The 21,972-nt window shown below is 30.5% G+C and carries 23 protein-coding genes; 7 read left to right on the forward strand and 16 right to left on the reverse strand.

Annotated features, from left to right (window positions below):
* Window positions 1-96: 96 nt before the first annotated feature.
* The 8 genes from EAH69_RS05710 to EAH69_RS05745 form a co-directional block, all read right to left on the reverse strand.
* Window positions 97-345, reverse strand: coding sequence for a DUF6952 family protein (locus EAH69_RS05710; RefSeq protein WP_121934226.1), 249 nt, complete (start codon window positions 343-345; stop codon window positions 97-99).
* The gene (locus EAH69_RS05715) at window positions 326-643 is read right to left on the reverse strand and encodes a thioredoxin family protein (protein WP_121934227.1); all 318 of its coding nucleotides are present in this window, start codon (window positions 641-643) and stop codon (window positions 326-328) included. Before EAH69_RS05715 ends, EAH69_RS05710 begins: the two co-directional genes overlap by 20 nt.
* 158 nt (window positions 644-801) lie before the next feature.
* Complete coding sequence (locus EAH69_RS05720) at window positions 802-1,428, reverse strand: peroxiredoxin (protein WP_038336698.1); 627 nt, start codon at window positions 1,426-1,428, stop codon at window positions 802-804.
* 391 nt (window positions 1,429-1,819) lie between these two features.
* Complete coding sequence (locus EAH69_RS05725; RefSeq protein ID WP_121934228.1) at window positions 1,820-2,368, reverse strand: NADPH-dependent FMN reductase; 549 nt, start codon at window positions 2,366-2,368, stop codon at window positions 1,820-1,822.
* 82 nt (window positions 2,369-2,450) lie between these two features.
* A complete protein-coding gene (locus EAH69_RS05730) occupies window positions 2,451-2,978 on the reverse strand; it encodes an NADPH-dependent FMN reductase (RefSeq protein ID WP_121934366.1) in 528 nt (175 codons plus the stop codon).
* 78 nt (window positions 2,979-3,056) lie between these two features.
* Complete coding sequence (locus EAH69_RS05735; protein WP_121934229.1) at window positions 3,057-3,689, reverse strand: hypothetical protein; 633 nt, start codon at window positions 3,687-3,689, stop codon at window positions 3,057-3,059.
* Window positions 3,689-4,609, reverse strand: coding sequence for an SRPBCC family protein (locus EAH69_RS05740; RefSeq protein WP_121934230.1), 921 nt, complete (start codon window positions 4,607-4,609; stop codon window positions 3,689-3,691). Before EAH69_RS05740 ends, EAH69_RS05735 begins: the two co-directional genes overlap by 1 nt.
* A gap of 26 nt (window positions 4,610-4,635) precedes the next feature.
* On the reverse strand, window positions 4,636-5,448 hold the full coding sequence (locus EAH69_RS05745) for an AraC family transcriptional regulator (RefSeq protein WP_230466721.1): 813 nt from the start codon (window positions 5,446-5,448) through the stop codon (window positions 4,636-4,638).
* Between the two features lie 148 nt (window positions 5,449-5,596).
* Between EAH69_RS05745 and EAH69_RS05750 the strand changes: the two genes are divergently transcribed.
* The 4 genes from EAH69_RS05750 to EAH69_RS05765 all read left to right on the forward strand — a co-directional run bounded on the left by EAH69_RS05750 (window position 5,597) and on the right by EAH69_RS05765 (window position 11,385).
* Window positions 5,597-6,922 (forward strand): TolC family protein, encoded by a 1,326-nt coding sequence (locus EAH69_RS05750; RefSeq protein ID WP_121934232.1) that lies wholly within the window; start codon window positions 5,597-5,599, stop codon window positions 6,920-6,922.
* A gap of 7 nt (window positions 6,923-6,929) precedes the next feature.
* A complete protein-coding gene (locus EAH69_RS05755; RefSeq protein ID WP_121934233.1) occupies window positions 6,930-7,979 on the forward strand; it encodes an HlyD family secretion protein in 1,050 nt (349 codons plus the stop codon).
* Window positions 7,980-8,088: 109 nt separating this feature from the next.
* Window positions 8,089-9,537, forward strand: coding sequence for an efflux MFS transporter permease (locus EAH69_RS05760; protein WP_147439095.1), 1,449 nt, complete (start codon window positions 8,089-8,091; stop codon window positions 9,535-9,537).
* Window positions 9,538-9,828: 291 nt separating this feature from the next.
* Window positions 9,829-11,385, forward strand: coding sequence for a hypothetical protein (locus EAH69_RS05765; protein WP_121934235.1), 1,557 nt, complete (start codon window positions 9,829-9,831; stop codon window positions 11,383-11,385).
* A 78-nt stretch (window positions 11,386-11,463) separates the two neighbouring features.
* Here EAH69_RS05765 and EAH69_RS05770 read toward each other — a convergent pair whose 3' ends face one another.
* The 8 genes from EAH69_RS05770 to EAH69_RS05805 all read right to left on the reverse strand — a co-directional run bounded on the left by EAH69_RS05770 (window position 11,464) and on the right by EAH69_RS05805 (window position 17,843).
* Window positions 11,464-12,165 (reverse strand): formyltransferase family protein, encoded by a 702-nt coding sequence (locus EAH69_RS05770; protein ID WP_121934236.1) that lies wholly within the window; start codon window positions 12,163-12,165, stop codon window positions 11,464-11,466.
* Between the two features lie 12 nt (window positions 12,166-12,177).
* On the reverse strand, window positions 12,178-13,035 hold the full coding sequence (locus tag EAH69_RS05775; protein ID WP_121934237.1) for a BadF/BadG/BcrA/BcrD ATPase family protein: 858 nt from the start codon (window positions 13,033-13,035) through the stop codon (window positions 12,178-12,180).
* A 96-nt stretch (window positions 13,036-13,131) separates the two neighbouring features.
* On the reverse strand, window positions 13,132-13,575 hold the full coding sequence (locus EAH69_RS05780) for a DUF4625 domain-containing protein (RefSeq protein ID WP_121934238.1): 444 nt from the start codon (window positions 13,573-13,575) through the stop codon (window positions 13,132-13,134).
* A 54-nt stretch (window positions 13,576-13,629) separates the two neighbouring features.
* Window positions 13,630-13,947, reverse strand: coding sequence for a hypothetical protein (locus tag EAH69_RS05785; RefSeq protein ID WP_121934239.1), 318 nt, complete (start codon window positions 13,945-13,947; stop codon window positions 13,630-13,632).
* Window positions 13,948-13,949: 2 nt separating this feature from the next.
* Window positions 13,950-16,334 carry a TonB-dependent receptor gene (locus tag EAH69_RS05790; RefSeq protein ID WP_121934240.1) on the reverse strand — a complete coding sequence of 795 codons (2,385 nt, stop codon included), beginning with the start codon at window positions 16,332-16,334 and terminating at the stop codon, window positions 13,950-13,952.
* Between the two features lie 45 nt (window positions 16,335-16,379).
* Window positions 16,380-16,688 carry a hypothetical protein gene (locus EAH69_RS05795; protein WP_121934241.1) on the reverse strand — a complete coding sequence of 103 codons (309 nt, stop codon included), beginning with the start codon at window positions 16,686-16,688 and terminating at the stop codon, window positions 16,380-16,382.
* Window positions 16,689-16,707: 19 nt separating this feature from the next.
* Entirely contained in the window at window positions 16,708-17,343 is a 636-nt protein-coding gene (locus EAH69_RS05800; RefSeq protein ID WP_121934242.1) for a hypothetical protein, read from the reverse strand.
* A complete protein-coding gene (locus EAH69_RS05805) occupies window positions 17,343-17,843 on the reverse strand; it encodes an RNA polymerase sigma factor (protein WP_230466730.1) in 501 nt (166 codons plus the stop codon). Before EAH69_RS05805 ends, EAH69_RS05800 begins: the two co-directional genes overlap by 1 nt.
* Before the next feature lie 328 nt (window positions 17,844-18,171).
* Here EAH69_RS05805 and EAH69_RS05810 point away from each other — a divergent pair, with 328 nt between their 5' ends.
* The 3 genes from EAH69_RS05810 (at window position 18,172) to EAH69_RS05820 (ending at window position 21,716) form a co-directional block, all read left to right on the forward strand.
* Window positions 18,172-18,852, forward strand: coding sequence for a succinate dehydrogenase cytochrome b subunit (locus tag EAH69_RS05810; RefSeq protein WP_121934243.1), 681 nt, complete (start codon window positions 18,172-18,174; stop codon window positions 18,850-18,852).
* Window positions 18,853-18,864: 12 nt separating this feature from the next.
* On the forward strand, window positions 18,865-20,877 hold the full coding sequence (locus tag EAH69_RS05815; RefSeq protein WP_121934244.1) for a fumarate reductase/succinate dehydrogenase flavoprotein subunit: 2,013 nt from the start codon (window positions 18,865-18,867) through the stop codon (window positions 20,875-20,877).
* A gap of 62 nt (window positions 20,878-20,939) precedes the next feature.
* Window positions 20,940-21,716 carry a succinate dehydrogenase/fumarate reductase iron-sulfur subunit gene (locus EAH69_RS05820; RefSeq protein WP_121934245.1) on the forward strand — a complete coding sequence of 259 codons (777 nt, stop codon included), beginning with the start codon at window positions 20,940-20,942 and terminating at the stop codon, window positions 21,714-21,716.
* The last annotated feature ends 256 nt before the right edge of the window (window positions 21,717-21,972 follow it).

The raw sequence follows: 21,972 nt of genomic DNA on the forward strand, positions 1-21,972 counted from the left end.
ATCGAACTCATTTTTATAATTATTAATTTTTAATCTGTCCAAACTTTTGGGTGCAGTCTAAAAGTTGGCTTTTTTATATATAAAGTATCTGATATCTTATTTATCGATAGATCCCATTACACGTTGCATAAAAGTATTTGCAGCAGTACGCTCGTCCATACCTTCATCCATCATTTGTTTCATTTCGATTGCTCCACAAATGTTAGAAATCATTTCACCGATTACCTCTTGTTCCGGTTCTTTAACCGCAGGAGAATCAGCGTAAGCTTCTAAAACTTCTAATGCAGTTTCCATAGCTTCTACAGAAACAGTTTTTGCTAAATTCTTAAATACCGGCAGCTTCATTGATCAATTCTTTTACAGCATCAATTTTAGATGCAGTTACTTGTCCTACATTAACTCCTCCTTTAAATACAGCGAAAGTTGGTAAGTTTGGAACTTCAGCTAATTGTCTTGATTCTGGTAATTTTTCAGCATCAACGTATAAAAATTCGGCTTGTCCTTCGTACTCAGCAGCTAATTTTTTGAATTTTGGTTTTACTAAACGACAGTTTCCACACCATCCTGCACCGTATTGTACGATTACTATATTATTGTCAGCAACTACTTGTGCTAAGTTATCTTGTTCTAATTCTGCAAACATTTTTTTAATTTTTAAAAGTTAAAAATTGGGTATAAAAAAGGCTGTCTAAGGTATTAACTTAGTGATTTTATATTGAAAATGAATCCCTTAAAAATCTCCTGTCAAAATTTAGACAGCCTCTTCGTGAATTTTGGAATTCTAAGATTCCAAGTTATTTTTTAGTGAGAAGCTAAGTAAGAAGCTACACCATCTTTAGTAGCGTTCATAGCATCTTTTCCTTCTTCCCAGTTAGCTGGACAAACTTCACCGTATTTCTCAACGTGTAAAATTGCGTCTAATAAACGTACGTACTCATCGATGTTACGTCCTAATGGTAAGTCGTTGATAGTTTCGTGACGAACAACACCGTTTTTGTCGATGATGAAAGTTCCACGGTAAGCTACTGGAGCACCTTCGAATTTTAATGAATCGTTTTCTTCGTTGTAAACGTACTCACCAGCTAATACACCGTAGTCCATAGCAATAGTTTTAGCTAAATCTGCAACGATTGGGTAAGTAACACCTTCGATACCTCCGTTATCTTTAGCAGTGTTTAACCATGCTAAGTGAGTTTCTTCTGAATCACAAGAAGCAGCGATTACAACAGCATCTCTTTTTTCGAATTCAGCTAATTTAGCTTGGAAAGCGTGTAATTCTGTTGGACAAACAAATGTAAAGTCTTTTGGGTAGAAAAATAAAACGATATTTTTCTCTCCGATTGGCATTGAAAAGTTTTCTACGATTTCATCTCCATCGATTACTGCAGGCGCTGTAAATAAAGGCGCTTTTTTTCCTACTAATGACATAATTGTAATGTTTTTATATTTATTAAATATTCTTTTTTAAAAGTAAAAGTGTGTTTTGTTACTTTTTCTACTGCAAATGTATTACTGATAATAACCGATGCAAATGTTTTTCAATTTCTATTTTAGATAAAACAATAAGATATTTTTATAGTATATCATTTGTTAAATCTATATACACTGATAATCAGTATTGTATAATATATTATCTGTCTATTATAGAATTTTAAATTTCTCTTACTTTTCTTGCACTAAAGTAAAAATAATATGATTGTTTAAAAATGATAAAAGTTAGATATAACCCTTTTTTTGTAGTGGTTTGTGTAAAGTAATTTGATTATAAATAATAATAGCCCTCATGAAAATGAAGGCTATTATTTGATTGTATCTTTTTTTAGAAAGCTTCAACTCCAGATAAAGCACATTCAAATGCTTTAATTTTTTCGTCGATTTTAGCTTTTAATTCATCGTGAATAATTTCACCATCTTTAAAGTGATCATTGAATGATGGGAAAGTAGAATTTGCTACTACATGTCCACTTGCAAAATGTGTAAAGTATTTTAAACCAACTTCCATCACATTTCCTCCACCATATCCACCTGGAGAAGTAGATAATAATAAGATTTTTTTGTCTTTTAAATAAGGCATTTCAATGCGAGAAACCCAATCTAAAATGTTTTTTAATGCAACTGCGAAGTTTCCGTTGTGTTCTGCTAAAGAGATAATAACTCCATCAGCTTCCTTAATTTCTTTGTAAAAAGCTTCTGCTTCAGCAGGAAAACCATTTTCTAATTGACGGTCAATAGAATAAATTGGCATTTCGTATTCATTTAAATCTAAAGTTTTGATTTCGTGACCTTTAATTTGGTTAACCACGTAATTAACTAATTCTTTATTAATTGATTTTTTGCTTATAGAACCTGCAAATGCAACTATTTTCATTGTATATTTTTTATCTTAATTTGAAGCAAAAGTAATAATGTTCTTATCTATTATGGATTGATGTATGTTATTTTCTGTAAAATTATTTAGAAATTTCACTTCGGAATAATTCAATTTTAGACTTTAATTCTTGATCTAACGTTTCATCGTTTATTTTTCCATTCACAAAATTATCATTGAACTTCGGCAGAGCGAATTCTTGTAAAACAGTTCCACCAAATTTTGTAACTAATTTAATTCCTGCTTCCAAAGCATTTCTTCCACCATATCCACCAGGAGATGTACTTAATGCAAAAACTTTTTTGTCGGTAAAAAATTTAGGATCTATTCGAGAACACCAATCCATATAACTTTTAAATACAGCAGTAAAACAGGCATTATGTTCTGAAAAGGAAATGAAAATTGTAGATGCAGCTTTTATTGTATCAAAGAATTTCTTTACATCATTAGGAAAACCCTCGTTTTTTTCGATATCAATATCATAGGTTGGAATTTGATAATCGTTAAGATCTAAAATTTCAGCTTTTCCATAAATATGAATAGCATACGTAACTAATTGTTTGTTGATGGAAGTTTTACTGTTACTTCCGGCAAATGCGATTGTACTCATAGGTTTTCTTTTCAATTTACGGAAAATATTAATCATAAGTATTTAAAAATTAAGTATAAAACAAAAAACGTCAACTAATTAGTTGACGTTTTTTGTTGGGTAATCTTCTATAAATTGTTGAATATCCTCGTATTTTGTAATATGTAAAGCTTCAGTTACATTAAGTAAAGAGATTTTTCCTTTTTGATAATAATGAATTAATTCATCTTTTACTTTTAGTAATTCTTTTTCGGAAATTCTTTGAAATTGAATTTTCTGCGATTCGAGATTCTTAAGTTCAATTGTTAGATAATTTCCAATACCTATGCTCAGGTTTTTATAAGGATTTCGTTTCCTTAGGATTAAATCTTCTATAGGATTAATCTTAAAATCTTTGAGTATAAAATTGATAGACTTGATTGTATCTAAAGGTATTATTGTTGTGTCAATTTGAATATAATTTGGATGAAATTTTAATTTTTTTGTGAGTTGATCTTCCGTAATCATAACATCAATTCTCATTAAACTGTAATAATAAAATCCTACAAGAGCAACTGTAATCCAAAGACTATTTAAAAGTATTGTTCTGAATTTTTCTTCTTGTGGTAAGTCAATTAATTCATTTAAAATAAATAAACTGAAAACCAATCCTAAAAATGCTAAAGGCTTTAGATTAATATCTGTGAATAAAGATTTCTCTTTTGGTGTATATATAGAAAATTCGTGAGGCATTATTTTTCTGCTTCTTTTTTGATATGTGTTAATACACGGTTATGAATTAGATGAATAATTTCATCACTCCAAATTCTCCAATAGAATTCTGGATAAATTTTATGTGTATACCAAGTTGTTCCGGTTAATTCAGTAGTGTTTTCGTCAATTTTCTTCAAACGAAATTCACCATTCTTCGAAACAAAATAATCATGTAAATGTGCCGCATCAAAATTCCAATACGAAATTTCTTTCATAGGTTCTGGTTGTTCTAAAACATCAAAAGCTAAATGAGTAGGAGCGTTCCAAGTCGTGATTGGTTCAACAAAACTACCTGTTGTGAAGTTACAATATCTAATTGCGCCAACACCTTCACCCTCGATAGTTGCATTGATTGGATAAGCAATTCCTGCTTTAAATAAAAGTTCTGTCGGTTCTTCTAATTGTGGGAAAACCACGACATTTTCCCAAACTTTTTCAATTGGTGCGTTGATTATTATCGAGGTTTTTACTTTGGATAAGCTTGGTGTTTTATCTTTTTCTGCAAAAGAAAGTCCTAAAATAGCCGTTGAAAAAAAGATAATAATTGCGTTGGTATTTTTTATTTTATCTACATAAGTGTGCGCAATTGCAGCTCCAATAAATATAAATAATAATAAAATTGGACTGGCCATAAAAATGCAAATTAACCCTTCGATTCCTACCAATAAAATAGCCAATGAGATAACTAATATATTTGCAAATCCAGAGAAAATAGCATTTTTTAAAGAATAGATTTCAGGGCGATACTTTTTTAGTAAAATGGTTGTTAAAGCACCAATAAAAAAAGGCAGTATTAAAAATATTGCGATTCCGTAGGATTCAATAAATTTTACTCCAATTGATAATAATATTACACCAATAATAATTGGAATTAAGTAGTAGTTGTATTTAAAATTCATTTGTGTTAATTATTATGTGAATTTACTTAAAAATCTTTACGATGTTGTATCATTTGTTGATATTCAGTCGGTCTCATATTTAATACTTTAAAGAAAATATTACTAAAAGTAGATAAGCTGTTATATCCAACAAGCATAGCAATTTCGTACATATTATATTTATTTTCAGCAATCAATTCTAATGATTTAGTAATACGTAGTGAACGTAAGAAACGGACATAGTTCATTCCAATATTAGTTTTGAATTTTCTTGAAAGTGTACGAGAACTCATGCCAAATTCTTTAGCAACTTCTTCTAATGTAAAATTTTTTTCAATATTTCGGTTTAAAAAACGTGCTATTTCTATTAATTTTTCATCTTTTGGAAATGGATGTTGGATAGGAAAAGGAATCTCTTTATCAATTAAATCAGGAAGAACAGATTTGATTGCTCTAAGAAAGAAATATGGTGTAGTATTTTTCTTTAAAGGTCCATTCCAATTTCTCGTATACAAAATCATTTCACGTAAGAGATCATTTGCAAAATAAATATTCTTTTTCTTGAAAAATTCATTATCAGATTCATCAATTTCAAAATAATAGTTAAATAACTGAATGTTTTGATTTAAGCTTAAAATATAATGTGGAATATCAGCCGGAATTATCATGAAACAACGTGCAGGTAAATACCAGTGTTGCTCTTGTGTAAAGATATGTACGATTCCACCCTCTGCGTATAGCAGTTGTGTCTTATTGTGCTGATGCTTAATGGATTCAACTTTATCAATTTGGAAATGATTAATATAAAATTCAATTCCTTGCTGATCAACTTCTTCAAATGTGGGTTTCCAATCGAACATAATTCTTCTCCTTTTTTTAACCTAACAAATTTCCGAAAAATGGCTTAAATGAACAAATTGTTTTCTTATTTCGCCAAGTAAACTTTATTAGTCGCTTGTACATTTGTATCAAAATTTTCCAAGAACATTTTAACAACAGAATTATTATATGGTTTTAACATCCGTTAAATATCAACTGCTTTTGTGTGCTCTTTTTTTATCAATTCAAGCATTTTCACAAAAAGATAATCATCGATTTTCTTTAAATGATGCGATTGAAATTGGTATGAATAATAACAAGATACTACAAATTAATTCAATCAATGAACAAGTAGCGATAACAAAAGAAAAAGACCTTAAAATGGAAAAGTTACCAGATATTGACTTTAAAACAGGATTTAAGGTATTAGGTAATATCCGACAATTTGAAAGTGGTTTTTTGCATCCAGCTACAAAATACGAAGTTCCAAGAGAACAATATAATTTCACTTTATCTGCAGAGATTCCAATTTATTTGGGAGGTCGATTAAAAAATGATGAAAAAAAAGCAGAAATAGAAACTGAGATTTCTAAATTAAAAACAAAGAAAACAGGTAAAGATTTACGTTTAGAAATAATAACTGGATTTTTACAGGTAAGACATATCGAAGATCAGCAAGAATTATTGCGTGAAAAAATGCACGAAGATTCCGTTAATATTCATCACATTGACGCATTACGCAAAAATGGAGTGGTAACGAATAACGAAGTTTTAAGAGCAAAATTGCAATTATCGAATCACAAAATGGCGTTCACGGAGTTAGATAATCAAATAGCGATTGTTGAACACCAGATTAAGACTTTAATTTCTTTTCCTGAACACGAAGAATTTCATATCACAACAAAGGGGTTAATTACTGATACAGAATTATTTGGATTTGAAGAGCAATTGGTTGAAGAAGCTTATGATAAAAATGAAGCTTTAGAAATTGCTAAAAAGGATATTTCGATAAAAAATATCGAGAAGAAAATAGTTAGAGCAAATCAATTACCTACGATCACAGGTGGAGGAGAATATGGGTATAGTTATCCCAACTTTATGTTTTTCCCACCGGTTGCGAATTTATATCGTTTCGGAGCAGTAGGTTTCAGCGTGAAAGTTCCATTAGCTAATTTTTATAAGAACAAAGAAAAAATGGCAATTGCTTCGGAGAAAATAAATATCGCGAAGTTGGAAGTTGAGGAAAAAGAAGAACAAATCAGAAATGATGTTTTTCGTGCAACTCGCTTATACCAAGAAGCAATTGAGAAAATAGAAATTGCTAAAGAAGCTATGGAGCAAGCAAAAGAAAATTATCGTATCGTAAAATTAAAATATGCGAATCAATTGAGTTTGATTACCGAATTAATCGATGCGGATAATGCTTATTTGGAAGCCGAATCTCAAATGATTTCATTACAAATTAATAAACAATTAAAATACTATCAACTACAGTATATTTTAGGTAATATCTAATCTTTTTATGGCAGCAAAACAATTAACGAAAGGAGAAAAAAGACTGAATAAAATATTGTCTTTAATCGCATGGGTTTTTATAATTATAGGTTTAGGAGCCATGGTGTGGTTTTACTTTTTTTCGAGTACGCATGTTAATACAAACGATGCACAGGTAAGACAATACATTACGCCAGTTTCTAGCCGTGTGCCTGGTTTTATTGATAAAATTTATTTTGAAGAAAATCAATATGTTCATAAAGGTGATACTTTGGTTTTAATTGATAACAGAGAATATATTAATGAAGTAAACATTGCAGCTGCAAACTTAGAAAGTACATCAGAATCTGTAGCAACTTACGAAAGTGCAGTGAATACAAAAGCGACTAATGCGAATGTAATTAATGCAAATATAGAAGCCGCTAAAATTGAAGTTTGGCGTACACAAAAAGATTACGAACGTTTCAGAAATTTAGTGCAACAAGATGCTGCAACAGTTCAACAATTTGAAGAAGTTGAAGCTAAATACAAACAAGCGAAAGCAAATTTATTAGCGCTAGAACAACAAGTACATTTAATTAACGTAAGTACTTCGGAAGAACAAACAAAAGTTGCACCTGCTAAAACGCAAATTTCTCATCGTAGAGCTGAATTAAATAATGCGAAATTAAAATTATCGTATACTTATGTCATTGCGCCTTATGACGGTTGGGTTGGTGTAAAAAATATTCAAGAAGGTCAATTAATTAAAGAAGGACAGGCTTTAGTGCAAGTAGTTTCTAAAGAAAAGTGGATTGTTGCAAACTTTAAAGAAACGCAAATTGGAGAAATTGATTTAGATAAACCAATTAAAATTACAGCTGATGCATATCCAAATATTGAATTTGAAGGGGTGATAGAGTCTTTATCTCCAGCTTCTGGTTCTGAATTTTCTTTAATTAAACCTGATAATGCAACTGGAAATTTCGTAAAAATTGAACAGCGTTTTCCAATTAAAATTCTATTGAAAAAATCAAAAAATAATGAAAAATTAAGAACTGGTATGAACGTGATAGTGTCTACCGAAAAAGTGAAGTAACATGAAAAATCCTAATTCTATATTCAAAAGTTGGGTTCCCGAGAAATATATAGCTCCAATCTTGATTGTAGCTCTGTTTCCGCACCTTATGCTATTAACGATTTTTAATATGAACAGTACATTTACTGCGTCATTTTTGGATTTAGAAGTAGATGATTTACAGTTCCTTTTTTCGATGGCGTATGCATTAATTGTATGCTCACTTTTCATTCATACCCGTTTATTTCAACGTATTAATGTTCGTTCCTATTTGTTATTAATGACGATTTTAAATATACTCGTCTTGTATGGAATGTCATTAACGACAAACACTCAAGTTCTTTTGGTATTACGTATTTTACAAGCGCCAATATCAATGTTCGAGGGATGTATTCTTTTACCAATTATTATTTCTAGTATTAAACATGAAAATGCTAAATTTATAGCATTTTCATGTTTATATGCAATTATGATGACTGGTGATAAATTTACCACATCAATCATCAAATTTGCGATAGAAAATTATACGCATAATATGATTGTTTATACGATTATACTGTTTCATATTTTCGTATTGGTTTTATATGCTTTGATATTTAATCAAAATAGATTATTTCCTAAAAGACCATTGTATCAAACAAGTTTAGGTGGTATTCTTTTAATGGCAATTTCTTTGGTTTCGGGAGCATATTTCTTTATTTATGGTAAAAAATTATATTGGTTTCAATCGACTAATATCACAATAGCATTTTCGTTGTGTTTACTTTTCAGTGGATTGTTTATATACCATCAAAAAACGTCTAAACGTCCATTGTTTCATTTTGAAATTTTTAGATCAGATCGTGTAATTATAGGATTGATTTTATTCTTCTTTCTTTACATTATGAAATCGAGCATGAGTAATGTTTATCAAGTAATGGCACAGGTTTGGAAATATCCTTGGACATATGTTTTAAACTTGCAGTATTATAATGTTTTAGGTTCTTTCTTAGGTGTATTTTTTTCATATTTTATGTTAAGTAAAAAAGTCGATTTTAAAATTATTTTTACCATTGGATTTACTTTATTATCTGGATGTATGTTATACTTCAGTACAATTTTTACTCCAGATACAAGAGTACGAATGGTGATTCCGGGACTATTTCTACAAGGTTTTTCTCAGGGTATTTTATTCACTCCAATTGCGATGTATATGTTAGGATCAGTACATCCATCGATATCGGGAAGTGCGGCACAATCCGGAACTGCAATTAGATTTTGGACTAGTACTATTGGATATAGTCTGATGCAAAATGTTATGTTACATTTTACGACAAAACATCAATTTTTTATGAATGAAAATTTAGATGTAACCAATCCAATTTTTCAGCAAGAATGGAATCAATTATATAATAAATTTGATTCGAGTTATTTAGCAAATGATACAATTAGTTTAACGATGTCTTCTATTAAAGCAAAATTATATAGCCAAGCTTTATTAGTTAGTAGCATAGAAATTTTTTATTACTTATTTATAATTGGAGCTTTAGTCGTTTGTGGAATAATATTTTATAGACCTTTTCGAAGAATAATTTATTGATTTTTAGCTTAATAAATGTTTTGTATTTGAAAGATTGAATTTTATTCAATCTTTTTTATTACCAAATATTGTGTAAAATATATAGCTAAATGAAACTGATATTGGCTTAAATGAACAAATATATTGACTGAATATAAAAATCAATATACTTGATTTGCCCTTAAGTTTGCTCACGTTTTTAAGATAATAAAAAATTGAAATATATTTTAAGATATTCATCAATTAAGATAAAGCTAGATCTTCAGTTTATTATTTTATAAAACATAAATAATTTCAATACTAGAGCATTTAATGCATAATAATCACTCCATATTCAAAAAATGGGTTCCAGAGCAATTAATCATTCCATTACTAATTGTAACGATGATTCCTTATGCTATGATTATCCCGTTTTTTAATATGAACAGTACTTTCACTGCCTCATTTTTAGACGTAGATGTAGACGATTTACAATTTATTTTTTCATTGGCATATGCTACCATAGTTTGTGGATTATGCATTAACGAACGATTATTTCATTTCTTTAATATTCGTTCATATTTATTAATAATTACAATAATTAATATTTTAGTTTTGTTGATGTTATCAATTTCAACAAATAAAGAATTGGTTTATTGTTTAAGAGCCATTCAAGGAACATCAGCTTATTTACAAAGTTGTATTGCTGTTCCTTTGATTATGTCGCGTTTAAAAAATCCTTATTCGCGATTATTAGGAAATTCATTTTTGTATTGTTTTGTGATGACAGGAGCTACTTTTTCAACGTCAATCGTAAAATTTGCAATCGAAAATTATACGTATAACATGATGTTATATACTGTAATGATTTCATATATCATTGCATTATTTATCTATGTTTTTTTATTTAGCCATGGTCGTTTGTACCCGAAAAAACCTCTATATCAATTAAATCTTCCCGGTTATATATTATTGATGTTTAGTCTTATTTCGGGTGCTTTCGTCTTAATATACGGAAAACGTTATTATTGGTTCCAATCGCCTTATATTATTGCAGCATTTACTGGATTCTGTGTCTTTTCCGGAATTTTTGTTTTACAACAATTAACCTCTAAAAAACCAATATTTCATTTTAGCATTTTAAAATCAGAACGCGTTATAATTGGAGTGTTAATCTTTTTTGTTCTTTACATTTTTAAATCAAGTATGAGTAATGTTTACCAAGTAATGAATGTTGTTTGGAAATGGCACTGGGAATTTGTTTTGGATATACAATACTACAATTGTTACGGCGTGTTTTTTGGAGCTTTTTTATCTTATTTAATGATTGTTAAAGGCGTAAGTTACAGAACAGTGTTTGTTTTAGGATTTTTATGTTTATCCGTTAGTATGCTTTGGTTTAGTTATTTGTTGGTGCCAGATGCAAAACCATCAGAAGTAATTCCTCCTTTAATTGTAGAAGGGTTAGGGCAAGGGATTTTATTTTCGCCAATATTACAATATATGGTAGGTAGTGTACATGCGAATTATTCTATGAATACGATGCAAGCTGCAGTTGCAACAAGATATTGGACATCTACAATCGGATTCAGTTTAATGCAAAATGTAGTTCTTTATTTAACGACTAAACATCAGTTTTATATGACTGAGAATTTGGATAGAACAAAGACAAATTTTCAATCGCAATGGGATTCGCTTTTCAATGCAAATAGTACAACACATTTATTTAACGATGCTGTTAGTTTAACAACATCACAGTTAAAATCTAATTTATATAATCAAGCTTTATTAATAACAGATATTCAGATTTTTAGAACTCTTTTTGTATGCGGAGTTTTGATGATAATTTTTTTGTTGCTATATCATCCTCTAAAGAAAATGATTATATAATGTTATAATTCCTTGATCAATAGAAAAGGTCATTCTTTGCAGAATGACCTTTTTAATTATGTTAAATTGAAATTTCTTTTAATCAATTTTAAATTGCTCTTTATACTTCTCGAAAGAATTCATTAACACTTCTTCAATAGCTTTAGGCATTCTACGTGTTGCTTCAAATTCAGTAGTCGAAAGTGAAGGGAAGTCGTTCAATGTGGGTATTAATTCAATTGAATTCACTAACATTTCAATTTCAATTTCGTATTGACGTTGCGCAACCGAATGAAAAGTATCATTGCTATAAACTGGAACTAATTGTTGTTCAATTAAAAATCCAGCATCAGCTTCAGTATCTACAAAATGCGTTGTAACTCCAATTTCTACACCTTTAGTAATTGCCCATTTTAAAGAATCTAATCCACGTGTTTTTGGTAAAAAACCAGGATGTGTATTGATAATTTTATGTGTTTCTACCAATTCATCAGGTAATAAACCAGCACCAGCAATAATTACGAAATCAGCTTTATCATTTAATAATTGCATATTTAATGTATCAGCAGTTGTCGTTTCAAATTGATAGTCAAAATTATTTGTATACGTTTCTACTTCTACGTTAATCGCTTTACTTGGACGATGTTGGTAAATTGGTTTGAAAGGATTTTCGCGCTGAATAAATGGCAAAGCATACACTTTTACATTTTTATAGCCTTTTGCTTTTAAACCATGTAAAACATCTTGAGTTTTACGATGAGGTGTATTGTAAGTTATTACAGCAATTTGTGGTTGAGTCATTCGGATACTATATTAAGCGTTGATTAAATAATTTTTGTGATACTCAACTAAATTATCAATCGGTTTACGGATAATATGACCAACAGTTAAGTGATATTGCGCAGCAACTGAACGAATAATTGGTTCGTAAATATGTGCAATAGATCCGATAAAGTTTAATTCTGAATTACGAGCTTCTTCGTAAGGTAAAATTTGAAATTCGATAAATCCAGTCATTGCATCATAAATGATTTTTTGGATAAATGGATCATCTTTATGTTCAACAACAAATTTATTGAAAGAAGCTAAATATGCGTTTGCAAATTTATTTTGATATACGTTTTTATTTAATTCTTCAACAGTTAATTTGTAATAATCGTCAAATGCTTTTGCTAAATGTGGCGGCATTTTCTTCGTAAAATACGCTCTTAAAATACGTTTACCTAAGTCGTTTCCAGATCCTTCATCACCTAAAATATAGGCTAAAGATTTAGTTTCTTCTCTCATTTCTTTACCGTCAAAGTAACAAGAGTTAGATCCAGTACCTAAGATACAAACCATTGCAGGTTTTCCCATGTAAGTAGCATAACAAGCTGCTAATAAATCATGATCTACAACAAATTCTGCATTTGTAAATAAACCATTTAAACCGATACGAACGATTTCTCTGTTTGCTTCAGAAGATGTTCCAGCTCCGTAAAAGAAAACTTGTTTTACTTCTGATGCGATATTTGCTAATTCTTCGTTTTTAGCTATTTCAGTTGTAATGTCTACACTTGTAACAAAATATGGATTAAAACCAATTGTATTTGTTCTGAATACTTCATTTTGAGATTCGTCTAAAACAACCCAATCCGTTTTAGTTGAACCACTATCTGCAATAATTATCATTGTATTTTATTTGATGTTTGCTAAAATAACAAAACTTTCATTTTTATAACCAAAAAAGGCCCGGAATTTCCGAGCCTTTGTGATAATTTATTTTGATTAATGGTGGTGATCTTCTCCTACAACGATTTCGATGTATGATTCAGTTTCATTACCTGCTTTGTCAATTACCATAATACCTAAATGATAATGCCCTTCTGTAATATCGCCCGCTGGAATTTGAATAGTTTTATTTAAAATATATTCTTTATTTCCTTCGATCACTCCAGTATCAGAATAATCCCAATTTGTAGTCATCGATCTATGCTCGTGTCCATCACCATCTGTATGAATATCGATTTTGTAAGATCCTAATTCTACATTATCAGTTAAAATAGCTTGTACTTCTATAGTCGAACCTAATTCGTATGCTTGGTGATCTGTTGGTTTTCCTAATACGATTTTTGGTTTTTCTGTATCTAATTTATCATCGTCCGATGAACAAGATGATAAGATTAAGATTGGAGTTGCAGCTATTATTAATGTTTTGAAAAAAGATTTCATTGTTTAAATTTTTAATGTTTTGTAATTAATTTAAAATAAAGGTTTGTTGGTTTTCTAAATCAAAATAGAATTTGGAGGACCTTTATTATTAATATCAACCAAGAATTTCGATTGATAATTTTTTAAATAATTGACATTAAAATGGTAGTAAAAGTCGAGCCAAATTGGTTGTTCAATTTCTAATGTAAAATCATGAATTGTATAGGTTTGATTCAGAATAAAATCATCACATTGATGAGATACTTTTATTATTCCAGCATCTTGATTTACGGTATGATCGACTAAAACAAAGTGAAGCGCATTAGTAATCGGTAGCAATAGAATAATGCTACTGAAAAAAACTAAAATTCTTTGCTTAGTGTTTTGTTTCATTCTTATTTACCAAAAGGAATACTCAACATAACTTGGATATTTCTTGCCTGTTCCGGTAATTGTAAAGCGCGGTAAAAACTTGTATGATTGTAATATTTTTTATTCAATAAATTAGAACCTTGTACAGTTAAAGTAGCTTTGAAATTATTGATTAAAATATTTGTTTTTATACCTGCACCCAATAAGAAATAATCTTTGGTAATGTCTTCGTTTTGCGCAATGTTACTTTGCTCGAAAGCATATCGCCCAGAAACATTAAATTCGAAATTGTCAAAAATTGAAATTGGTTGATCAATTCGATAATCTATTTTAGAAAATAATGTGTTTGGTGGAGTAAATGGTAAGAAATAACTTAACTCATTATCCTCAGTTAGCTGACGATTATTAACGAATTCATAAATAACTTGTGCATCTAAATTATCTGTGAATCGCTTTTTTACATTCACTTCAAAACCTGTAAGTAAAGCTTTGCTTTGCGTATATTGGTAAATTTGACCTCCGTGTGGTAATATTGAAAATTGTCCTGAAGGTTTTAAAAATATATAATTACTAAAGTAATAGGCATAAGGACTAACAGCAATATCCCAATTATTTTTGTGATATGTTGCTTTAAAGTCAATAGCATATCCTTTTTCTGAATCTAAATTTGCATCTCCACGTTCGTGTCTAAAAGATCCGTGATGAATTCCGTTTGATCCTAATTCTATCGCAGTTGGTAAACGAAAGTTTGTTCCAACATTTAGGTTAAAATCCCAAAAATCATTTGGTTGAAAAGTAGCACCAATCATTCCGTTCCAATTTGTAAATGAACGAGAAATATCTTGACTTCTTTCAGCATAGAAATTCGCAATAGCAGGAGCGTATTCCTTTCCGATTAAATAATTATACAATGTTTCATCAAAATAACCATTCGAATCAAAATCTGCATAATCAAAACGTATTCCGGCAGTTACTTTCCATGTTTTGGCTTTTTGAAACTCCTCAATCAAATATCCACTATAAATATTTCTATTATATTGTGGTAAAAGATAGTTGTAACCAGCAATTCTATTGTCTTGAATTTGAGTTTGACCACCAATAATTGTTTTGAAATTTTGGTTGTGTGTATGCTCAAATTTTACTTGCGCATCGTAAGTAGATAATTTGAAATCTAATTCTAAATCAGGGTCAACTGTTGGCGCTTCTTGGTTGCTGTAATGTGTATGAAAAGCACTAATTTCTTGACGATGATTATTTTGGTATCCAAAATTGAACTTGATTAAATTTTTAGTATCAATCTTAAATTCATTTTCAGAAATAACTTTAAAGTGATTTACTTTCTGATGTGGAAAATCTACATTTCTGTAATTTCCATCGTGTGTAAGTCTGTCCAACGAAGGAACACCGTGCGATCCAGGGAAAAATCCCATTTTTTGATTGACATTAGAAACCGTTAAAATGCTACGGAATTGTTGGTCTACATAACCAACTTGTCCTTGCACATTCATTTCTTGACCTGCCGTATTTTTTACACGATTATTGTAAATCGGCATCCATCGATCAAGGTATCTAATTTTATCAGTTGTTGTTCTGTAATCAGCAAAATCGCTGTACGTTCCTTTTAATTTATAAAAGAATTTATCGCCACGAGTTTGATGATTGATAGAGGTAATGTAATTATCGTTAACCGATTGGTACATTAAACCTAAATTTGTTTTTGAACTATTTTTTGTAGGGATTTGATTGTTTTTGATTCGAATTACTCCGGCAATAGCTTCGTTTCCATATTCTAAAGTAGCAGGACCTTTTATTACTTCAACTTCTTCAATATTTAAAGCATCAATCTCTAAACCGTGATCTGCTCCCCATTGTTGTCCTTCTTGTTTTATTCCGTTTTCAGAAACTAAAAGTCGATTAAAACCTAAACCTCTAATGATTGGTTTTGAAGCTGCAGATCCAATTCCAGATGCATTTACACCAGCCATATTCTCTAAAGATTTAGCCAATGATCCTGCATAATTTTCTCGTACATATTTTTGATCAATATGTTCAGAATTTCCAGTTGTAAAATCGTGTTTATGTGCAATAACATCAACTTGATTTAAAGAATAACTATGGTCATGAACCAATACAAATTGTAAATTTTGAGATTGGTTAATGATTATTTGTTTATGAATAGGAGAGTATCCTTGTTCATTAATATATAAGTTGTACGTTCCATTAGTTAAGTTTGTAACATAAAATTTACCTAAAGCATCTGTTTGATGAGCTTCATTATTAAATTCTATAGTAACAAATGGAATTGGTTTTTGATTTTGATCAATAATTTGACCTGTAATGGTATGTTGAGCGTTTGCATTGCTACACATGATTGCAGCAATTACAGCACTTTTTAAAGAAAATGACATAACGTCTTGATTTAGATATAAAAAAAAAATAATTTAAAATTGAATTTATATCAATGCAGGAGGTGCTCTAAGACTAAAATATTGATTAACAACTTTATATTGTTGCGGAATAGTATAAAAATATGTGATAGCGTGCTTTGATGCTTCAATCCAATGAAAATTTTCGAAATCAGAATCTGGAATCAATGATTGAACATCTATATGACACAATTGACATTTGTGATCATTAATATGAACTAATTCTGATTGAGAATCTTCATGAGAGGAGAAAACATGACTTAATATATGTACAGACTGATTTACAGAAACCAGCATACATAATAATAAGACGATATGTTTTACTCTCGCTAACATTTAGTACAAAATTAAAGTATTATGACTTAATATCTTTCAGTTCATTTAAATTTTTAGATAATTTTCTTAAAAACAGCCAATAAATTATTCCATAATAGATAGAAGTAATTAATAAGATAAATATTATAGCTATGGTTACAGCTATGTAACCAACTGTGTTTGCTTTATCTATATTGAAACTATTACCAATTTTATCGATATAAATATTTTTACCTAATTCAAAATAATAAGGTATAGATACAGATATAAGTGCAATTACTATTAAGAAAATAAAAATATTTACCATTTTTCTATATCTAATAATATGATCCATCAAGTTTTTAACAGAGTCATTTACATTGATTTTTTTATAGGTATTGTAACTGTATATTAAAAAAAAGAAAGTGAATATAATTGTAGATACAGATCCAATAATGTAGTTTCTATAAACAAGAGTATTCTCTAAAGATAATTCTTCACCGTTAATTAGCTTTCCTTTAAAAATTGATATAACGGTGAATAATATAACTAATATAAACTCAACTAAAGTAAATTTAAAAAACCATTGTATTGTTGAAGATGATTTTTTCTTCAACATATTAAAAATAGTATCTCTATCGTATTTTTTTTCGTCCGGAATTGATTTCCATGCCGATTTTAAATCATCTAACTCCATTATTGCTCCATTTTAGTGATTAATTCTTTTAATTTAATCTTAGCTCTATTCATTTTTACACGTGCATTAACTTCAGATATTCCAAGTGTATCAGCAATGTCTTTATATGGTAAATCTTCTAAATAGAGGAGGACTAATGCTCTTTCAACATCATTCAGCATTTTTATTGCAGCATAAAGCAGCTGAAGTCTTTCTTCTGTTTCAGCGTCAATATCATCTGCTTTAATATTAAAAAGTTGATTTTCGAGTGAAGAAACTTCAATAGTTCTCTTCTTTTTACGTATTAAAACTATTGCAGTATTAAGACTAACACGATACATCCAAGTTGAAAACTTAGAATTTCCTTTAAAGCTATCGAAAGAGCGCCAAAGCTGTAATACAATTTCTTGAAATAAATCTTCGTGAGAAAATTCATCATCTGTATATATACGACAGATTTTATGAATAATCCCTTGATTATCTTCTATTAATTCAGTAAATTTTGTAGCCTTGTCCAACAATTGATCTTTGTTTGAATATATTAGTAGTGTAAATTTACAAATTGTTACAAAAAAAATAATCTCCATATCCGAAGACATGGAGATTTTCCTAACTAACTTAAACCTATGAAAAAGCTACGGCTTTATCAGTGACAAATTTATTAAAAATTATATATATACAATAATAAAACGTGATTTTTTTATAGAAGTTTTAAAATAAATTTAACATCTTAATAAGAATCGTTCTAAACTAAGCTAAACACGGCTTTAAATGATATATTTCATTGTGAATAGAGTTATAGGTTGATTAAATTTGTGGAAATATCTAAAAAATAAAACGTATTGCTTTATGGCAAATGAATCATTACTAAAATCTTCGATTGGTAAGAAGTTCGCTATGGCTATTTCAGCCCTATTTTTAATAGTGTTCTTATTACAGCATTTAGTGATAAACTTATTATCTATGGTTTATCCTGATGGGTTTAATGAAGTTTCGGCTTTCATGAGTGCTAACCCAATTGTACAATTTGTTTTGCAACCTATCTTATTAATTGGGGTGGTTTATCACTTCGTTATGGGGTTTGTATTAGAAATACAAAACAAAAAAGCACGTGGTCCGGTTGCTTATGCTAAGTATAACGGAGCTGCTAATGCAACTTGGATGTCAAGAAATATGATTATCTCTGGTGCTGTTATTTTATTATTCTTATTAGTTCACTTATGGCAATTTTGGGTTCCTACAATTAACGCACACTATGTTAATGTTGATCCTAATTTTGGTCAAGGTAACTTCTTTATGGATCACGTGAACCACGTATTTACTTCTGTTGTTACATTAGTATTATATGTAGTTGCATTCGTGTTCTTATCATTACACTTACAACATGGTTTTGCGTCAGCTTTCCAATCTATTGGAGCTCGTCACCCAAAATATACTCCATGTTTAGTTGCTTTCGGAAAATGGTATTCAATTTTAGTTCCTGCATTATTCATCGTAATCGCAGTTTACCATTTTGTTAATAACTTATAATATCAATAGAAAATGAGTATTTTAAATTCTAAAACTCCAACAGGAGATATCGCAAATCAATGGAGCGAGCACAAAGCTCACTTAAACTTAGTAGCTCCAAACAACCGTGATAAAATTGATGTTATTGTTGTAGGAACTGGTTTAGCTGGTGGTTCTGCTGCTGCTACTTTAGCTGAGTTAGGATACAAAGTTAAAGCATTTTGTTACCAAGATTCTCCACGTCGTGCACACTCTATTGCTGCGCAAGGTGGGGTAAATGCTGCTAAAAATTATAAAGGAGATAATGACTCTATCTACCGTTTATTTTACGATACAATTAAAGGTGGTGATTACCGTGCTCGTGAGTCTAACGTTTATCGTTTAGCAGAGGTTTCTGGTAATATTATTGACCAATGTGTTATGCAAGGGGTTCCTTTTGCACGTGAATACGGTGGTTTATTAGATAATCGTTCTTTTGGTGGTGTACAGGTTTCTCGTACTTTCTACGCTAAAGGACAAACAGGACAACAATTATTATTAGGTGCTTATTCAGCAATGAATCACCAAATCCACTTAGGGAAAATCGAGATGTACAACCGTCACGAAATGTTGGATATTGTAATTGTTGATGGAAAAGCTCGTGGTATCATCGCTCGTAACATGATTACAGGTGAGATTGAAAGACATTCAGCTCACGCAGTAGTTATCGCTACAGGTGGTTACGGTAACGTTTACTTCTTATCATCTAACGCGATGGGATCTAACGTAACTTCAGCTTGGAAAATTCACAAAAAAGGTGCATTGTTCGCAAACCCATGTTATGTACAAATTCACCCAACTTGTATTCCAATCCATGGGACAAATCAATCTAAATTAACGTTAATGTCAGAGTCATTACGTAACTCTGGACGTATTTGGGTTCCTAAAAAGAAAGAAGATGCTGAAGCAATCCGTGCAGGAAAGTTAAAAGCTGTTGATATTAAAGAAGAAGATAGAGATTACTACTTAGAGCGTCGTTACCCTGCATTCGGTAACTTAGTACCTCGTGACGTTGCATCTCGTGCTGCAAAAGAGCGTTGTGATGCTGGTTATGGTATTGAGGCAAACGAAACAGGAGAAGGAGTTTACTTAGACTTTACTGACGAAATCAAGAAAAAAGGTCGTGAGGTAGCTTTTGCTAATGGTGATCAACATCCATCAGATGCCGAAATCGAAAAATTAGGTAAACAATGGATCGAGGAGAAATATGGTAACTTATTCCAAATGTACTGGAAAATTACTGATGAGAATCCTTACGAAAATCCAATGCGTATCTATCCAGCTATTCACTACACAATGGGTGGTGTATGGGTTGATTATAACTTACAATCTACAATTCCAGGATGTTTCGTAGCAGGAGAGGCTAACTTCTCTGATCACGGAGCTAACCGTTTAGGAGCTTCTGCATTAATGCAAGGTTTAGCTGATGGTTATTTCGTATTACCTTACACTATTGCTGATTACTTATCTGCTGATATCCGTACAGGTAAAATCCCAACAAATTCTCCAGAATTTGACGAGGCTGAAAAATCAGTTAAAGATCAATTAAACTTCTTTATCAATAATAAAGGTACTAAGTCTGTAGATCATTTCCACAAACGTTTAGGTATCATTATGTGGAATAAAGTTGGTATGGCTCGTAACAAACAAGGTTTAAATGAAGCTATCGCTGAAATTGCTGCTTTAAGAGAAGAATTCTACAAAGAAGTAATGGTTCCTGGATCTGCTGACGAGTTAAATACTGAGTTAGAGAAAGCTATGCGTGTTGCTGACTTCTTAGAGTTAGGTCAATTAATGGCGATTGATGCTTTACACCGTAATGAATCTTGTGGTGGTCACTTCCGTGAGGATTACCAAACAGAAGAAGGAGAAGCTTTACGTGATGACGAAAATTTCGCTTACGTAGCTGCTTGGGAATATCAAGGTGCTGACATCAACAAAGAGGTGTTACACAAGGAAATGTTAGAGTATAAATATATTGAGTTAAAAGCTCGTAGTTATAAATAATAAAATCATTTGGTTGAGCTCATTTTCGAGCTCAACTGAATGTCAAAATATCAAAAATTAATATGGCATCATCAAAAACAATCAGTATTACACTGAAAATTTGGCGTCAAAAAAACGCTAATGCTCAAGGGAAAATGGAAACATATTCTCTTAAAGATGTTTCGACTGATTCTTCATTTTTAGAAATGCTTGATTTATTAAACGAGCAATTAATCGAAGAAGGAAAAGAGCCAGTTGCTTTTGACCACGATTGTCGTGAAGGTATCTGTGGTATGTGTTCTTTATTCATCAATGGACAAGCACACGGACCAGATTCAGGAACAACTACATGTCAATTACACATGCGTATGTTCAAAGATGGTGAGACGATTTATATCGAGCCATGGAGATCTGCTGCATTCCCAGTTATTAAAGATTTAATTGTTGACCGTTCATCTTTCGACCGTATCCAACAAGCAGGTGCTTACATTTCTGTAAACACTTCAGGACGTACAGTAGATGCTAACGCTATTCCTGTTAACAAGAAAGCTGCTGACGAAGCATTCGACGCTGCTACTTGTATTGGATGTGGTGCTTGTGTTGCAACTTGTAAAAACGGTTCTGCGATGTTATTCGTAGGAGCTAAAGTTTCTCAGTTTGCTTTATTACCACAAGGTCAAGTTGAAGCTTCTCGTCGTGCACAGAAAATGGTTGCTCAAATGGACTTAGAAGGTTTTGGTAACTGTACTAATACAGGAGCTTGTGAGGTAGAATGTCCGAAAGGAATTTCTTTAGACAATATCGCTCGTATGAACCGTGAGTTCTTATCTGCGAAAATTGTTTCTCCAGAACATGCATAATAAATAATATTATTATAATTTAAAAAGGTGTAGATTTTCTACACCTTTTTTTATGTAAAAAAAAAGGATTTCAATCAATTTGATTGAAATCCTCAACAAAAAATTATTTACCGTTTGGTAATACTTTTTTGTAACGCTCAAATATATAATTGAATTGCTTTTAATAAAAAATAATATAATAATATTAAATAAATAAGACGTCTGAATGAATTATCTCTTTACATTCACACAATTTTAAATGTTTTAAACATTTGTT

It is taken from the genome of Faecalibacter macacae, assembly GCF_003687725.1.
GTDB classification, from domain to species: domain Bacteria; phylum Bacteroidota; class Bacteroidia; order Flavobacteriales; family Weeksellaceae; genus Empedobacter; species Empedobacter macacae.

Excerpts from the sequence above, each read along its gene's own strand:
- EAH69_RS05790 (WP_121934240.1), bottom strand. The coding sequence starts at position 16,334 with ATGTCATTTTCTTTAAAAAGTGCTGTAATTGCTGCAATCATGTGTAGC.
- EAH69_RS05720 (WP_038336698.1), bottom strand. The coding sequence starts at position 1,428 with ATGTCATTAGTAGGAAAAAAAGCGCCTTTATTTACAGCGCCTGCAGTA.
- EAH69_RS05750 (WP_121934232.1), top strand. The coding sequence starts at position 5,597 with ATGGTTTTAACATCCGTTAAATATCAACTGCTTTTGTGTGCTCTTTTT.
- EAH69_RS05795 (WP_121934241.1), bottom strand. The coding sequence starts at position 16,688 with ATGTTAGCGAGAGTAAAACATATCGTCTTATTATTATGTATGCTGGTT.
- EAH69_RS05740 (WP_121934230.1), bottom strand. The coding sequence starts at position 4,609 with ATGAATTTTAAATACAACTACTACTTAATTCCAATTATTATTGGTGTA.
- EAH69_RS05815 (WP_121934244.1), top strand. The coding sequence starts at position 18,865 with ATGAGTATTTTAAATTCTAAAACTCCAACAGGAGATATCGCAAATCAA.
- EAH69_RS05820 (WP_121934245.1), top strand. The coding sequence starts at position 20,940 with ATGGCATCATCAAAAACAATCAGTATTACACTGAAAATTTGGCGTCAA.
- EAH69_RS05730 (WP_121934366.1), bottom strand. The coding sequence starts at position 2,978 with ATGAGTACAATCGCATTTGCCGGAAGTAACAGTAAAACTTCCATCAAC.
- EAH69_RS05775 (WP_121934237.1), bottom strand. The coding sequence starts at position 13,035 with ATGATAATTATTGCAGATAGTGGTTCAACTAAAACGGATTGGGTTGTT.
- EAH69_RS05715 (WP_121934227.1), bottom strand. The coding sequence starts at position 643 with ATGTTTGCAGAATTAGAACAAGATAACTTAGCACAAGTAGTTGCTGAC.
- EAH69_RS05710 (WP_121934226.1), bottom strand. The coding sequence starts at position 345 with ATGAAGCTGCCGGTATTTAAGAATTTAGCAAAAACTGTTTCTGTAGAA.
- EAH69_RS05755 (WP_121934233.1), top strand. The coding sequence starts at position 6,930 with ATGGCAGCAAAACAATTAACGAAAGGAGAAAAAAGACTGAATAAAATA.
- EAH69_RS05765 (WP_121934235.1), top strand. The coding sequence starts at position 9,829 with ATGCATAATAATCACTCCATATTCAAAAAATGGGTTCCAGAGCAATTA.
- EAH69_RS05760 (WP_147439095.1), top strand. The coding sequence starts at position 8,089 with ATGAACAGTACATTTACTGCGTCATTTTTGGATTTAGAAGTAGATGAT.
- EAH69_RS05735 (WP_121934229.1), bottom strand. The coding sequence starts at position 3,689 with ATGCCTCACGAATTTTCTATATATACACCAAAAGAGAAATCTTTATTC.
- EAH69_RS05745 (WP_230466721.1), bottom strand. The coding sequence starts at position 5,448 with ATGTTCGATTGGAAACCCACATTTGAAGAAGTTGATCAGCAAGGAATT.
- EAH69_RS05725 (WP_121934228.1), bottom strand. The coding sequence starts at position 2,368 with ATGAAAATAGTTGCATTTGCAGGTTCTATAAGCAAAAAATCAATTAAT.
- EAH69_RS05800 (WP_121934242.1), bottom strand. The coding sequence starts at position 17,343 with ATGGAGTTAGATGATTTAAAATCGGCATGGAAATCAATTCCGGACGAA.
- EAH69_RS05810 (WP_121934243.1), top strand. The coding sequence starts at position 18,172 with ATGGCAAATGAATCATTACTAAAATCTTCGATTGGTAAGAAGTTCGCT.
- EAH69_RS05785 (WP_121934239.1), bottom strand. The coding sequence starts at position 13,947 with ATGAAACAAAACACTAAGCAAAGAATTTTAGTTTTTTTCAGTAGCATT.
- EAH69_RS05770 (WP_121934236.1), bottom strand. The coding sequence starts at position 12,165 with ATGACTCAACCACAAATTGCTGTAATAACTTACAATACACCTCATCGT.
- EAH69_RS05780 (WP_121934238.1), bottom strand. The coding sequence starts at position 13,575 with ATGAAATCTTTTTTCAAAACATTAATAATAGCTGCAACTCCAATCTTA.